The organism is Rathayibacter sp. VKM Ac-2927, assembly GCF_022815525.1.
In the GTDB taxonomy this organism is placed as follows: domain Bacteria; phylum Actinomycetota; class Actinomycetes; order Actinomycetales; family Microbacteriaceae; genus Rathayibacter; species Rathayibacter festucae.
In genome coordinates this window covers 333321-346604 of record NZ_JALGRT010000001.1, presented here as the reverse complement: position 1 = coordinate 346604, position 13284 = coordinate 333321, and the positions used below count along the sequence as shown (strand labels likewise).

Below are 13284 nucleotides of genomic sequence, written 5' to 3'. Positions count from 1 at the left end.
ACGGCCGCTAGCGTGGAGGGATGAGCTCGGCCGATCCCTCCCCGGTCGCCCCCTCCCCGTCCGTCGTGCGACGTCGACGGGGAGGGGCGGCGGCCCTCGCCGCCCTCGCGGTGATGCTGCTGCTCCCCGGCGCGACGGACCTCGGCGCCGCGGCCGCTCCCGCAACCGAGGTGCCGAGCATCCGGATGTGGACCGACCTGGCCGGTGGCGTCGACGGGTCGGGCTTCGATCCCGGCGACATCGTGTCGGACGAGGTCTTCTTCGACGGCGACGCCCTCGGCCCGCTGACGATCCAGGCCTTCCTCAACGCGCGGGTGCCCTCCTGCGCGGGGACCGACGTCCCGTGCCTGCGGGACTACGCCGAGGACACCGGCGACGTCGCCGCCGACGAGCAGTGCGCCGCCTACACCGGCGACGAGGACAGCTCCGCCGCGGAGATCATCGCCTTCGTCGCGGGCGCCTGCGACGTCAGCCCCGCCGTGCTGCTGACGCTGCTGCAGAAGGAGCAGTCACTGGTGACCGACAGCGCGCCGAGCGAGCGCCAGTTCCGCAGCGCCACCGGCTACGGCTGCCCGGACACGGCCGACTGCGACACCGACTACTTCGGCTTCTTCGGCCAGGTCTACGGCGCGGCCTGGCAGTTCCAGCGCTACCGCAACCCGGAGAGCAGTTTCGACTGGTACCCGGTCGGCGAGACCAGCGAGATCCAGTACTCGCCCGACGCCGCCTGCGGGACGGCCCCGGTGCGGATCGAGAACGCGGCGACCGCGGGGCTCTACTACTACACGCCGTACCAGCCGAACGCGGCCGCGCTGGACGACCTCTACGGCTCGGGCGACGCGTGCTCGGCCTACGGCAATCGCAACTTCTGGCGCATCTTCAGCAACTGGTTCGGCGACCCGCGCGCGGGGGAGTGAGCGCGCCGGCTCTCGGATCGCCGCCCCGGGCGTCAGGCGGCGACCGGCGCCTTCGGCCGCAGGCGCTTGACGGAGACGCCGGCCAGCTCGCCGAGCTCGGCCAGGCTCCCGGCCCCGTGCCGGCGGGCGGCGTGCACCACGATCGCGGCGCAGGCCTCGGCGTCCGCCGAGGCGTCGTGGTGGCGGAAGTCGTCGTAGCCGGCGGCGAACGCGACGGACGGCAGGCGGTAGGACTCGAGCTGGTAGGTCCTGCGCGCGAGCTGGAGCGAGCAGAGGTAGTTGTAGGCGGGGAGCTCGAGCGCCGTCGCGGCGCAGGCGGCGCGGATGACGCTCATGTCGAAGCCGGCGTTGTGGGCGACGAAGACGTCCTCGCCGGCGAAGGCGACGAGGTCGGCGAACTGCTCGACCCAGGAGGCGGCGCCGTGCACGTCGTGCTTGCGGATGCCGTGGATGCGGGTGTTCCACTCGAGGAAGTCGTCGTAGCCGTAGGGCGGGCGGATGAGCCAGCCCGCGCGGTCGACGACGCGGCCGTCGCGGACCTTCACCAGCCCGACGGAGCAGGCGGACGCTCCGTGCGAATTGGCGGTCTCGAAGTCGATGGCGGTGAAGTCGATGGGCACGACTTCACCCTCTCACGCACCTCCGACGCCGCCGGGACCGGCACGCGGCACCCCCGCGACCACGCCGTAGGATGGATGCCCGTGGCTCTCACTATCGCAATCGTCGGACTCCCCAACGTCGGCAAGTCGACGCTCTTCAACGCGCTGACCAAGAACACGGTGCTCGCCGCGAACTACCCGTTCGCGACGATCGAGCCCAACGTCGGAGTCGTGAACCTGCCCGACTCCCGCCTCGAGGTGCTCGCCGGCATCTTCGGCTCCGAGCGCATCCTGCCCGCGCCCGTGTCCTTCGTCGACATCGCCGGCATCGTCCGCGGCGCCTCGGAGGGCGAGGGCCTGGGCAACAAGTTCCTCGCCAACATCCGCGAGGCCGACGCGATCGCGCAGGTCATCCGCGGCTTCGAGGACGCCGACGTCGTGCACGTCGACGGCAAGGTCGACGCCGCGAGCGACATGGAGACGATCAACACCGAGCTCGTCCTCGCCGACCTGCAGACCCTCGAGAAGGCCGAGGCGCGCTACGAGAAGGAGCTCAAGGGGAAGAAGATCGAGCCGATCGTGCTCGAGACCGCGAAGAAGGCGCGCGAGTTCCTCGACACCGGCAAGCCGCTCTCGGCGTCGTCGATCGAGCTCGAGCCGATCCGCGAGCTGGGCCTGCTCACCGCGAAGCCCTTCATCTACGTCTTCAACGTGGACGAGGCCGTGCTGACCGACGACGCGCGCAAGGCCGAGCTGGCCGCGCTCGTCGCCCCGGCGCACGCGATCTTCCTCGACGCCAAGATCGAGTCCGAGCTGATCGACCTCGACGAGGCCGACGCCGCGGAGATGCTCGAGTCCACCGGCCAGACCGAGTCGGGCCTCAACCAGCTCGCGACCATCGGCTTCGACACCCTCGGCCTGCAGACCTACCTCACGGCGGGCCCGAAGGAGACGCGCGCCTGGACGATCGGCAAGGGCTGGACCGCCCCGCAGGCGGCCGGCGTGATCCACACCGACTTCCAGAAGGGCTTCATCAAGGCCGAGATCATCTCGTTCGAGGACCTCGTCGAGACCGGCTCCATCGCCGAGGCCCGCGCGAAGGGCAAAGCCCGCATCGAGGGCAAGGACTACGTGATGCAGGACGGCGACGTGGTGGAGTTCCGCTTCAACGTGTGACGACCGCCCGGGCTCCGGCTCGCGGAACGCCCTCCGGCTCGCAGGATCTCGACGATCCGGCGAGCCGGAGGTGTTTCCGCGTGCCGGAGGGCCGCGTCGGCCGACGTGCCGAGCCTCAGTTGAGGACGTCGCCGATGATCCAGCTCGAGAGGCCGACCAGCGTGCAGACGCCGACGACGACCCAGGCGACCGTCCGGCGGGTCGAGCGGGCGACGGCCTCCGAGGTGCGCGGGGTCGGCCGCAGCGGCGCGACGTAGGCGGGCGGGGCCTCCGCAGCGCCGGGGACCAGCCGGGGGAGCGTCACCGGCCGGCCGTCGACCCAGTCCGCCGGCAGCTCGGCGGCGCGCGCCGCCTGGAGGGTCAGCTCGGCCTTCAGGGGCGAGCCCTGGAGCGAGCAGTAGGCGACGGCGGTGAGGCCGAGGCCGGCCAGGTGGCGGAGGGTGGGCGCGAACTGCTCGGACGTCGCGGTGGTCAGCTCGCCCACGCGGTCGCCGTCGAGGCGCACCTCCACGAGACCGCCGTCGAGGTGGAGCGTCACGAGGAGGAGGCCGCGGCCGCCCTGGGGGACCACGCCGGCCAGGCGGACGAAGTGCTCGTCCTCGCGCTGCACCTGCAGGGCGCGACCCCACGGCAGGATCGAGTAGCGCTCCTGGGGCGGCGCGTTGAGCGGCACGAGGAGCTCGGGGGCGACAAGGGCGACCTTCACCGAGGCGCGCAGGCCCTCCTCCGTCCGCTCGGCGCGCAGCCGGGCGGACGTCGTGGGGGCGGCGCGACCGGCGACGACGCGGGAGAGGCCGGTGAGCGCGGGGGCGCGGCGGTAGGCGTCGGGGAGATAGCCGATCACGCGGCCGCCGGCGCGGACCGAGACGGCGGGAGTGCCGGTGGGGTGGTCCGGCTCGGGCACGAGGACGACGTCGAGGATCCGGTCGGAGATCTCGCCCGCGCGCAGAGGGCGGCCGACGACGGCGGCGATCTCCTCGATCCGCTCCGCCTCGTCCGTGGCGTCGACGGTGGGGGTCCCGGCGGAGTTCGGGAGGCGGTACTCGACGTGCTCGGGGGCGGTGTCCGGCAGCCTGCGCTGCTCCTGCTCGTCCGGGTCGCCGGGCGCCGAGTCCTCCGCGGAGCGGCGGGCGTCGGTCCAGGCGGTGCCGTCCCACCAGCGCATCGACCCCGGGCGGGCGTCATCGCGGTACCAGCCCGCAGGTGCGGCGCGTTCGTCGTCCACCGGGTCCCCGTTCTCTCGGCCCGTCGAGTCTACGAGGGGCCCGCGGCGTCCCTCCGCTCGGCGGGGGAGGCCCCGACTCCGCAGAAGCCGCGGTAGTCGCGCTCGACTACCGCGACTCTCGGGGAGTGGAGCGAGGCCGGGAGGCAGAGGCGCCTCCGAGTCCGCGGAAGTCGCGGTAGTTGCGCTCGACTACCGCGACTTCTGAGGAGTGGGGCGAGGCGGTGAAGTGCCGGGTGACGCGGTGGCGGTCGGTGCGTTCAGAGGGCCGGGTTCTCGTCCGCCGGGTCCTCCGTCGCGAAGGCGACGAGCTGGGCCGGGGCGCAGTCGCGGAGGGCCGGGGCGGAGTCGAGGGCGCCGGCGAGCAGTCCGCTCACGTGCCGGGCGTGCCCCGGGTTGATCGGCGCGGGGTCCTCGAGGACCTCCACCAGTCGGTGGAGCACGGCACAGGTGTCCGGACGCGACATGCGATCCACCGTATTGACGGCCCTCGCCTCCCGGTAGAGGCGATTCGCGCCAGACCCCCCGTCTACGCTTCGGACATGACTCGATTCGAAGGCTCCGTCGTCCTCGTCCTCGGTGCCTCCGGCGGGCTGGGGCGGCTGATCGCGGACGAGCTGGAGCAGCGCGGCGCGACCGTGGTCCGCTCCGGGCGCCGCGCCGCCGACCTCGGCGACGCGCCGCTCGTCGCCGATCTCCTCGGCGAGGACGCTCCGCAGCGCCTCGTCGACGAGGTCCTCCGCCGGCACGGACGGTTGGACGGCGTCGTCGTCGCGGCCGGCGTCGTCGCATTCGGTCCCTCCTACGAGCTCGACCCGGCGGTGCTCGAGGAGCTCGTCGACGTGAACGCCCTGGCGCCGATACGCGTGCTCACGGCGACGTTCCCCGCCCTGTCCGCCTCCGGGAATCGGCCCTTCGCGGTCACGATCAGCGGGGTGGTCGCCGAGGCGCCGACCGCCGGTCTCGCGGCGTACTCCGCGTCCAAGGCGGCCCTGTACTCGTTCGTCCGGGCATCGGCCCGGGAGTACCGGAAGGCGGGCGTCCTCCTGCTCGACGCGCGGCCCGGCCACACGGAGACCGCGCTGTCGCAGCACCCGCTGGCGGGCACGGCTCCGCGCTTCGGCGCGGGGCACTCGCCGGAGACGGTCGCGGCGCGCATCGTTCGCGCCGTCGAGGACGGCGAGACGGACCTGCCGCCGGCGGCCTTCGACGCCTAGACGAGTCCGGGAACAGAAGCGGTCGCTCGTCCCTCCACAGCCGCGTGATCGCTCGGCCCTCCCCAGATCTCGGTATCCGGCGCCGGAGCGAGCGCGGTGCTCGCCACCATCGACGCATGGGAATCCGTTATTACGCTTACGCCTTCGATGCCGATCTGACCGAGCGCGCGCTCGCCGACCCGCGGAGCGTGATCGGCGAGACCGCCCTGGCGGGCGCCTGGGGGATGCCGCACGGCGCCGAGATCGACGACGCCGACCTGCCGCAGCCGGTGCCGGAGGACGACATGCTCGTCCTCGACCGGGCGTGGTCCGGGCTGCAGGCGCTGACCGCTCCGCGCTCGCCGGGGCAGCCGCCCCGGCCCGCGCACCGGATGCTGGAGGGCCGGGTGTCGCTGCGGGGGATGTGCTGGGATCCGTGGGTGCGCGCCGTCACCCCGGGCGAGGTTGCCGAGATCGCCGACGATCTGCTCGCGCTCCGGCAGGAGCTCGAGGAGGGCCTGCCGCAGCACCCAGAGGGGGAGCAGCTCGGGCAGTACCTGGACCGCGCCGTGGAGTTCGCGTCCCGGATCGCGCGGTCGGGTCGCGGCTTCGTCTACCTGATCGGCTAGCGCGTGCCCCTCCCGGATCGGCCGGCGCGTGCGTCGCACCTCACGCCGTGGCGAAGCGCTGGGCCGAGCGCTCGCGGGCCTTCGCCGCCTCGACCTCGCGGTCCTTCGGCTGCGCGGTCGTCACCAAGTCCTCGAGGAGGTGGCCCGTGATGTGGGCGATCTCCGCCACGGCGCGGTCGAACGCCTCCTGGTTCGCCTTCGACGGGCGGGTGGCGCCGCTGATCTTGCGGACGTACTGGAGGGCGGCGGCGTGCACCTCCTCGTCGGAGGCGGCGGGCTCGAAGTTGTGGAGGGTGTGGATGTTCCGGCACATGCGACGAGGGTACGTCCGGGTGCGCGCGGGCGCGAGAGGGCGGACACCCGCCGTTCACCCCGGCGTCGCTCGGGGCCCCTAGCGTCGCTCCGTGCCCTCCGTCTCCGATCGCTCCCTCAGCCCCGACGCCGTCCTCGACGCCGCTTCCGGTGCCGCTCCCCACGGCGCTCTCGTGCCGACGCCCGAGCTGCTCCGCACGCTCACGCCCGAGGACGCCCGCGACCTCGTGGTGCTCGACGAGGACGACGACGATCCGGTGCTGCTGCGCCGCGACGGCACGCAGATCGACACCTGGCGCGAGGGCTACCCCTACGACGAGCGGATGTCGCGCGAGGAGTACGAGGCAGGCAAGCGGCTGCTGCAGATCGAGCTGCTGAAGCTCCAGAACTGGATCAAGAAGCACGGCCGGCGCTTGGTCGTCGTCTTCGAGGGGCGCGACGCCGCGGGCAAGGGCGGCACCATCAAGCGCTTCACCGAGCACCTCAACCCGCGCGGCGCCCGGGTCGTCGCGCTCGAGAAGCCGACCGAGCGGGAGGGCACGCAGTGGTACTTCCAGCGCTACGTCTCGCACCTGCCCGCCGCGGGCGAGATCGTGCTGTTCGACCGCTCCTGGTACAACCGGGCGGGGGTCGAGCGCGTGATGGGCTTCTGCACTCCGGAGCAGTACGACGAGTTCGTCCGGCAGACGCCGCTGTTCGAGAGCATGCTCGTCGGCGAGGGCATCGACCTGGTCAAGCTCTGGTTCTCGGTCTCGGCCGAGGAGCAGCGCACCCGGTTCACCATCCGGATGATCGACCCGGTGCGGCAGTGGAAGCTCTCGCCGATGGACCTCGCCTCGCTGGACAAGTGGGACGACTACACCGCGGCCAAGGAGGCGATGATGGCGGCGACCGACACGGCCGACGCGCCATGGACGATCGTCAAGAGCAACGACAAGAAGCGCGCCCGGCTCGAGGCGATGCGCTACGTGCTGAGCCTGTACGACTACGACGGCCGGGACGACGAGGTCGTGTCGCCGCTCGGGCCGGACCCGCTGATCGTCGGCTCGGCGGCGGACGTCTACGAGCGCGGCGAGCACGCGGCGACCGCTCGGGCCGCCGAGTAGCGCCGGACCGGGGGACGGGATCATGGGGGACACGACCGTGGGGGACGGGATGAGGAACGACGACGGCGTGCGTGATCTGCCGGGGGTGCACCTGCGCTGGCTCGCGCTCGACGAGCAGCGCCTCGACGCCGAGCGGCTGCTGCCGCTGCTCGGCACGGCGGAGCGGGAGCGCTACCGCGCGACGGGGTCGGCGGCGGTGGCGGAGCGCTTCGTCTTCGGCCGCGTCCTGCTGCGCATGCTCGCGGGCGAGCTCCTGGGGCTGTCCGCCTCGATGGTCCGGGTCACCGCCCGCTGCTCCCGCTGCGGTGGTCCGCACGGGCGCCCCTGGATCGAGGGCGCCGAGCACCTCTCCGTCAGCATCGCGCACTGCCCGGGCGCGGTCGTCGTCGCGGCCAGCAGCGCGGGCGTCGTCGGGGTCGACGTCGAGCCGGTCGCGGGTCCGCCCGAGCGCGGCGTCGCGATCACGCGGATCGCCGGCGCTCCCTTCGCGACGGGCGGGTTCCGCGCCGCCGACCCGATCCTGCACTGGACCCGCATCGAGGCCGCGCTGAAGGCCGACGGCCGCGGGCTGGACGTCGATCCGCGGCGCGTCCGGATCCACGAGTCGCGCTTCACCGCGGAGGCTCGCATCGACAGCACGCGCTTCCGGCTCGCCGAGCCGCACCTCGACCCGTCGCTCCGGGTCAGCGTCGCGCTGGGCGACTCCGTCGGCGGTGCCGGTCCGATCATCGGCTGGCGCCGCGAGCACGGCGACGCGCTCGAGGACTCGCTGGTCTCAGCGGGCGGCCGGTAGCGGCGGCAGCCGCACGTCGACGAGCCAGGCGTCGAGCAGCGCTTCGACAGCCGAGACGGCCGTGCCGCCCGCGATCGCCGAGCCGCCGGCGACCTCGGCGCAGAGCGCGCGGAAGTCGTCCTCGCTCGCGGTGCCGGACGCGTGCCGCGCGGTCCAGATGCGCAGGAGCTGGAAGAACACCTCGTCGCCGAGCCGGAGCCGCAGCGCGTGCAGCGTCAGCGCGCCCCGCTTGTAGACCCGGTCGTCGAAGAGGTCCACCGGTCCCGGGTCGCCCAGCACGAGGTCCTGGCGCTGGAACCGCAGGAGCGCGTGGTGCCGGCGGGCCTGGGCGTCGGCGCTGGGCCCGCCCGACTCCTCCGACCAGAGCCACTCGGCGTAGCAGGCGAAGCCCTCGTTCAGCCAGATGTGCCGCCAGCGGGCGAGGCCGACGCTGTTGCCGAACCACTGGTGCGCGAGCTCGTGGGCGATCAGCCGCTCCGAGCCGCCGCGGCCGTCGACGTGGTTCGCGCCGAACACGGCCATGCCCTGCGCCTCCAGCGGGATCTCCAGCTCGTCCGCGGTGACCACGACGGTGTACTGGCGGAACGGGTACGGGCCGAAGACCCGGGAGAAGAACGCGAGCATGGCGCTGAGCGGTGCGAAGTCGCGCGCGACCCGCGCGGCCAGCGCGGCCGGGCGCGCGAGCGTGACGGCCACTCCGGAAAGCAGGCGGTCCTCGAGCACGTAGCGGCCGATCTGCACCGACGCGAGGTAGCTCGCGGTCGGCTCCCGCTGCTCGTAGAGCCAGGTGCGCCGGCCCGAGCGCTCGCTCGTCTCGAGCAGCACGCCGTTCGCGAGCACGGAGTAGCCCTCCTCCGCGCTCACCCGGATCCGGTAGGTCGCCTTGTCGGCGACGTCGTCGTTGCAGGGGTACCAGGTCGACGCGCCGGAGGGCTGCGAGGCGACGAGCACGCCGTCGGTCAGCTCCTCCCAGCCGAGTTCGCCCCAGTGGCTGGCGCGCGGCCCGGGGTGCCCGCCGTACTCGATCTCGACGACGGCGCTCGCGCCGGCCTCGAGCGGCTCGGCGGGGGTGACCCGGAGCTTGTGCGCGGCCTGATCGCTGCGCGCCTTGCGTCCGGCGACCCGCACCCGCGTCGCTCGGAGGCGGCTCAGATCGAGCGAGAAGCGGCGCAGCGGCTGCAGCGCGACGATCCGCAGGGTCGCTCGGCCGGCGAGCCGGTTGCTCGAGACCCGGTAGTCCAGGTCGAGCTCGTAGGACTCGACGCGGTAGCCGGTGTTGCCGATGCCGGGGAGGTACGGGTCGCCTGCCGTCTCCAGCCCGGTCTGCGCGTCGCTCACGCGACGGGCGCGTGGTAGTCGCCGACACGGACCTCGCGCCACGGGCCGATCGGGTTGCCGCTCCAGCGGCTGCCCGCGGGCACGAGCTCGCCGCGCATGACGAGGGAGGCGGGGCCGACCGTGCCGTGCGCCGCGATGGTCGCGGCGGGGAGGATCACGCTGTGCGGGCCGAGGGTCGCGCCGGCGTCGAGACTCACGAGATCCATGCTCATGATTCGATCATGGAACAGGTGGGTCTGCACGACGCAGCCCCGGTTGACGGTCGCTCCGTCGCCCAGATCGACCAGATCGGCCTCCGGGAGCCAGTAGCTGTCGCACCAGACTCCGCAGCCGATCCGCGCGCCGAGGCTCCGCAGCCACCAGACGAGGGCGGGCGTTCCGGCCGCGGCGTGCGCGAACCACGGCGCCGCCACCATCTCGGTGAAGGTGTCGGCGAGCTCGCTGCGCCAGACGAAGGAGGACCAGAGCGGGTGCTCGCTCGGGCGGACGCGCTGGATGAGGAGCCACTTCGCCGCGGTCGAGACGCCTGCGGCGACCGCGCCTGCGGCGAGCAGGACGACACCGCCGACCACCGCCGTCGCCGGTGCCCCGATCACCGGCACCAGTGCCAGCAGGGCCGCGACGACGCCGAGGCCGATCGCGATCGAGACGACGACCGGGACGAAGCGCAGCAGCTCCCAGACGATCCGGGCGGCGCGGAGGCGCGCGGCCGGCCGGAACGTGCGCGCCGACTCCGCCTCGACCACCGTGCGCCGCAGCCGCACCGGCGGCGAGCCGAGCCAGGACGAGCCCGCCTTCGACTTGCGCGGGGCGGAGGAGAGGACCGCGACAAGCCCGCCCGCCGGCACCGTGTGTCCGGGCGCCGCCATCCCGGAGTTCCCGAGGAACGCGCGCTCGCCGATCTCGGCGCGGGCGAGCCGCATCCAGCCGCCGCCGAGGGCGTAGGAGGCGACGAGGGTGTCGTCGGCGAGGAAGGCGCCGTCCCGGATGGTGGTCATCGCGGGCAGCAGCAGCACGGTCGAGGCCTCGACGTCGCGGCCGACCTTCGCGCCGAGCAGCCGCAGCCAGACCGGCGTGAACAGGCCGGAGTAGAGCGGGAAGAGGAGGGCACGGGCGTGGTCGAGCAGGCGCTCCGTGGACCAGACCTGCCAGCCGATCCGGCCGCGGACGGGATGCGTGCCGGCCTCGACGCCGCGGCCGAGCAGGCGCACGAGCACGACGACCAGGCCCGCCAGCACGACGCCGGTGACGGCGACCGCGGGGACGAGGGCGGCGACGGCGCGGGGGAGCGCCTCCGCGAGATCCGCTGCGCCCTGCACGGCGAGGGCGAGCACGCCGAGTCCCGCCGCGAAGGAGACGACCGGCACGGCGGCGAGGCCGACCGCCGAGACCGCGTAGGCCCAGACCCACGGCGTCGCACGCGGCGGGCGCTCGGCGGGGAAGCCCGCGCTCGCCTTGCCGAGGCGCTGCGCGGGCGAGCCGCCCCAGCGCTGGCCGGCCGGCACCCGGCCGAAGACCGCGGAGCCGGGCTCGATCTGCGCGTTCTTGCCGATGCGGGTTCCCGGCAGGAGGGTGCTGCGGGCGCCGACCGTGCTGCCGGCGCCGACGCGGACCGCGCCGACCCGCAGGACGTCGCCGTCGATCCAGTAGCCGGAGAGGTCCACCTCCGGCTCGATGGCGGCGCCGCGGCCGAGAGTGAGCATCCCGGTGAGCGGCGGGAGCGAGTGCAGGTCGACGTCGTCGGCGATCCGGGCGCCGAGCGCACGGGCGTAGTGCGCGACCCAGGGTGCTCCGGCGAGGCTGACGGCACCGAGCTGGTGGGCGATCCGCTCGGCGAGCCACAGCCGCAGGTGCACCCCGCCGCCGCGCGGGTGGTCGCCGGCGCGCACCCCGCGCAGCAGTGCGCGGGCGGCGAGGACGGTGAGGCCCATCCGGCCGAACGGAGTGCAGAAGAGGGCGAACGCGACGACGAGCCCGGGCAGCGGCACGGTGGGCAGCCAGCCGAAGCCGGGCAGCAGGTCGAGGAAGGCGCAGACCGTGAGCACGACCGTCGTCCAGCGGGCGCCGCTCAGCACCAGGAGCGGCGCGCCGAGGAGGGTCTGCAGCACCTGCATCCGGCGCGGGACCGGGGCGATCCGGTGGCTCGAGACCTCCCCGGCGCCGGTCGCGCGACTCGAGATCTCGGCCGACATCGCCGCGAGCCGGGGGTGCGCGTAGACGTCGGCGACGGTGAACTCGGGGTCCTGCTCGCGGATGCGGGCGACGAGCTGGGCGGCGGCGAGCGAGCCGCCGCCCAGGTCGAAGAAGTTCGCCCTCTCGTCGACCGGGACGCCGAGGACCTCGCGCCAGAGTCCGGCGAGCCAGGCGGTCCCGGCGTCGAGCCCGGGGTCGGCCGCGGTGCTCTCGGGCAGCGGCCAGGGCAGAGCGGCCCGGTCGACCTTGCCCGATACGCGCGTCGGCAGCTCGTCGACCACCGCGAGCAGCGGGACCAGGGCGGCCGGCAGTTCCTCGCGCAGCCGCGTCAGCGCCGCGTCGCGGTCGAGCTCACGGCCGCCGGCGAGGGCGAGGTAGCCGACGAGCACCTGGATCCCCGCGCCGGTGGTGCGGACGGCGGCCGCCGCGCCCGAGACTCCGGGCAGGCCCTGCAGCGCCGCCTCGACCTCGCCGAGCTCGATGCGCCGGCCGCCGAGCTTGACCTGGTCGTCGGCGCGGCCCTGGAAGACCAGCCCGGCGCTCTCGAAGCGCACGAGGTCGCCGGAGCGGTAGGCGCGCTCCCAGCCCAGCGTCGGCGCAGGGGCGTACTTCTCGGCGTCCTTCGCGGGGTCGAGGTAGCGGGCCAGGCCGACGCCGCCGATGATCAGCTCGCCGACCTCGCCCTCGCCGACGCGGCGGCCCTCGGGATCGACGACGGCGAGCCGCCAGCCGTCCAACGGCAGGCCGATCCGCACCGGGCCCGGCCCGCCGAGGGGAGCGGCGCAGGCGACGACGGTCGCCTCGGTGGGGCCGTAGGTGTTCCAGACCTCGCGGCCGTCGACGGCCAGGCGCTGGCCGAGCTCGGGCGGGCAGGCCTCGCCGCCGAAGATGAGCAGGCGGACGTTCTCGAGCGACTCGGCGGGCCAGAGCGCGGCGAGGGTCGGCACGGTCGAGACGACGGTGATGCCGTGCGTCGTCAGCCAGGGGCCGAGGTCCATCCCGCTGCGCACGAGCGAGCGCGGCGCGGGCACGAGGCAGGCGCCGTTCCGCCAGGCCAGCCACATCTCCTCGCAGGAGGCGTCGAAGGCGACCGAGAGGCCCGCGAGCACCCGGTCGCCGGGGCCGAGGGGCTCGGCCCGGAGGAAGACGCGCGCCTCAGCGTCGACGAAGGCGGCGGCCGAGCGGTGGCTGACGGCCACGCCCTTCGGTGTGCCGGTCGAGCCCGAGGTGAAGATGATCCAGGCGTCGTCCTCGAGGGTCGGCGGCTGCAGCAGCGGGATCGAGGCGGTGCTGGGGTGCGGCGCCGACCCGGTGAACAGTCGCGCGGGCTCCGCGTCGGCGCGCTCGAAGCGTCCGGAGCCGGTGATGACACCGCGGACGGCGGCCTCGCCGAAGACGAGTCGCGCCCGCTCCTCGGGGTCGTCGGCGTCGACCGGGACGTAGGCGGCACCGGCGGCGAGGATGCTGAGGATCGCGAGGTAGAGCTCGCGCGAGCCGCTGGCCATCCGCACGCCCACTCGATCGCCGCGACGCACCCCGGCGGCGGTCAGCTCGGCGGCGGCGGAGACGACGCGGGCGAGCAGCTCGCGGTAGCTGAGGGCGCCGGCGGGATCCTCGAGCGCGGAGGCGTCGGGGTGGCGCTCGGCGGTGTCGCGGAGCACGTCGATCAGGGTCCGCGGTGCCGTGGCGAGGGCGCCGGCGTCGAGGAGGTCCTGGGGATGCGCGTCCGTGCTCACGAGTGCTCTCCGTTCCGGCCGCGCGTCCGGGAGCGGGTCGGCCGGGGCGCCACGGTAGGGGCACCCG

Annotated in this window: 12 protein-coding genes; 6 read left to right on the top strand and 6 right to left on the bottom strand. The window is 74.2% G+C overall.

What is annotated here, in order from left to right; genetic code table 11:
- Positions 1 to 20 precede the first annotated feature (20 nt).
- Positions 21 to 917, top strand: coding sequence for a hypothetical protein (locus MT353_RS01605; RefSeq protein ID WP_243623456.1), 897 nt, complete (start codon positions 21 to 23; stop codon positions 915 to 917).
- Between the two features lie 32 nt (positions 918 to 949).
- Here the strand turns inward: MT353_RS01605 and MT353_RS01600 are convergent, their stop codons facing one another.
- The gene (locus MT353_RS01600) at positions 950 to 1537 is read right to left on the bottom strand and encodes an exonuclease domain-containing protein (RefSeq protein WP_243623455.1); all 588 of its coding nucleotides are present in this window, start codon (positions 1535 to 1537) and stop codon (positions 950 to 952) included.
- Between the two features lie 81 nt (positions 1538 to 1618).
- Between MT353_RS01600 and ychF the strand changes: the two genes are divergently transcribed.
- A complete protein-coding gene (ychF, locus tag MT353_RS01595; protein WP_243623454.1) occupies positions 1619 to 2692 on the top strand; it encodes a redox-regulated ATPase YchF in 1074 nt (357 codons plus the stop codon).
- 115 nt (positions 2693 to 2807) lie between these two features.
- Here ychF and MT353_RS01590 read toward each other — a convergent pair whose 3' ends face one another.
- Together MT353_RS01590 and MT353_RS01585 are read right to left on the bottom strand one after the other, a co-directional pair.
- Positions 2808 to 3917 carry a DUF2510 domain-containing protein gene (locus tag MT353_RS01590; protein ID WP_243623453.1) on the bottom strand — a complete coding sequence of 370 codons (1110 nt, stop codon included), beginning with the start codon at positions 3915 to 3917 and terminating at the stop codon, positions 2808 to 2810.
- Positions 3918 to 4174: 257 nt separating this feature from the next.
- Positions 4175 to 4381: a hypothetical protein gene (locus tag MT353_RS01585; protein WP_243623452.1), complete on the bottom strand. Its 207-nt coding sequence runs from the start codon at positions 4379 to 4381 to the stop codon at positions 4175 to 4177.
- 75 nt (positions 4382 to 4456) lie between these two features.
- Here MT353_RS01585 and MT353_RS01580 point away from each other — a divergent pair, with 75 nt between their 5' ends.
- Positions 4457 to 5131 (top strand): SDR family oxidoreductase, encoded by a 675-nt coding sequence (locus MT353_RS01580; protein ID WP_243623451.1) that lies wholly within the window; start codon positions 4457 to 4459, stop codon positions 5129 to 5131.
- Between the two features lie 116 nt (positions 5132 to 5247).
- Entirely contained in the window at positions 5248 to 5739 is a 492-nt protein-coding gene (locus tag MT353_RS01575; RefSeq protein WP_243623450.1) for a hypothetical protein, read from the top strand.
- Between the two features lie 40 nt (positions 5740 to 5779).
- On the opposite strand, the gene MT353_RS01570 is transcribed toward MT353_RS01575, so the two are convergent.
- The gene (locus MT353_RS01570; protein ID WP_243623449.1) at positions 5780 to 6052 is read right to left on the bottom strand and encodes a DUF2277 domain-containing protein; all 273 of its coding nucleotides are present in this window, start codon (positions 6050 to 6052) and stop codon (positions 5780 to 5782) included.
- A gap of 91 nt (positions 6053 to 6143) precedes the next feature.
- Between MT353_RS01570 and ppk2 the strand changes: the two genes are divergently transcribed.
- Complete coding sequence (gene ppk2, locus MT353_RS01565) at positions 6144 to 7157, top strand: polyphosphate kinase 2 (RefSeq protein ID WP_374204679.1); 1014 nt, start codon at positions 6144 to 6146, stop codon at positions 7155 to 7157.
- A gap of 49 nt (positions 7158 to 7206) precedes the next feature.
- Positions 7207 to 7950 (top strand): 4'-phosphopantetheinyl transferase superfamily protein, encoded by a 744-nt coding sequence (locus MT353_RS01560; RefSeq protein ID WP_243615424.1) that lies wholly within the window; start codon positions 7207 to 7209, stop codon positions 7948 to 7950.
- On the opposite strand, the gene MT353_RS01555 is transcribed toward MT353_RS01560, so the two are convergent.
- On the bottom strand, positions 7933 to 9288 hold the full coding sequence (locus tag MT353_RS01555; protein ID WP_243623448.1) for a M1 family metallopeptidase: 1356 nt from the start codon (positions 9286 to 9288) through the stop codon (positions 7933 to 7935). The genes MT353_RS01560 and MT353_RS01555 overlap by 18 nt on opposite strands.
- Complete coding sequence (locus MT353_RS01550) at positions 9285 to 13217, bottom strand: Pls/PosA family non-ribosomal peptide synthetase (protein ID WP_243623447.1); 3933 nt, start codon at positions 13215 to 13217, stop codon at positions 9285 to 9287. Before MT353_RS01550 ends, MT353_RS01555 begins: the two co-directional genes overlap by 4 nt.
- Positions 13218 to 13284: the final 67 nt, after the last annotated feature.

Coding starts and splice junctions, on each gene's coding strand:
- MT353_RS01575 (WP_243623450.1), top strand. CDS start 5,248: ATGGGAATCCGTTATTACGCTTACGCCTTCGATGCCGATCTGACCGAG.
- MT353_RS01585 (WP_243623452.1), bottom strand. CDS start 4,381: ATGTCGCGTCCGGACACCTGTGCCGTGCTCCACCGACTGGTGGAGGTC.
- MT353_RS01570 (WP_243623449.1), bottom strand. CDS start 6,052: ATGTGCCGGAACATCCACACCCTCCACAACTTCGAGCCCGCCGCCTCC.
- MT353_RS01580 (WP_243623451.1), top strand. CDS start 4,457: ATGACTCGATTCGAAGGCTCCGTCGTCCTCGTCCTCGGTGCCTCCGGC.
- MT353_RS01560 (WP_243615424.1), top strand. CDS start 7,207: ATGAGGAACGACGACGGCGTGCGTGATCTGCCGGGGGTGCACCTGCGC.
- MT353_RS01605 (WP_243623456.1), top strand. CDS start 21: ATGAGCTCGGCCGATCCCTCCCCGGTCGCCCCCTCCCCGTCCGTCGTG.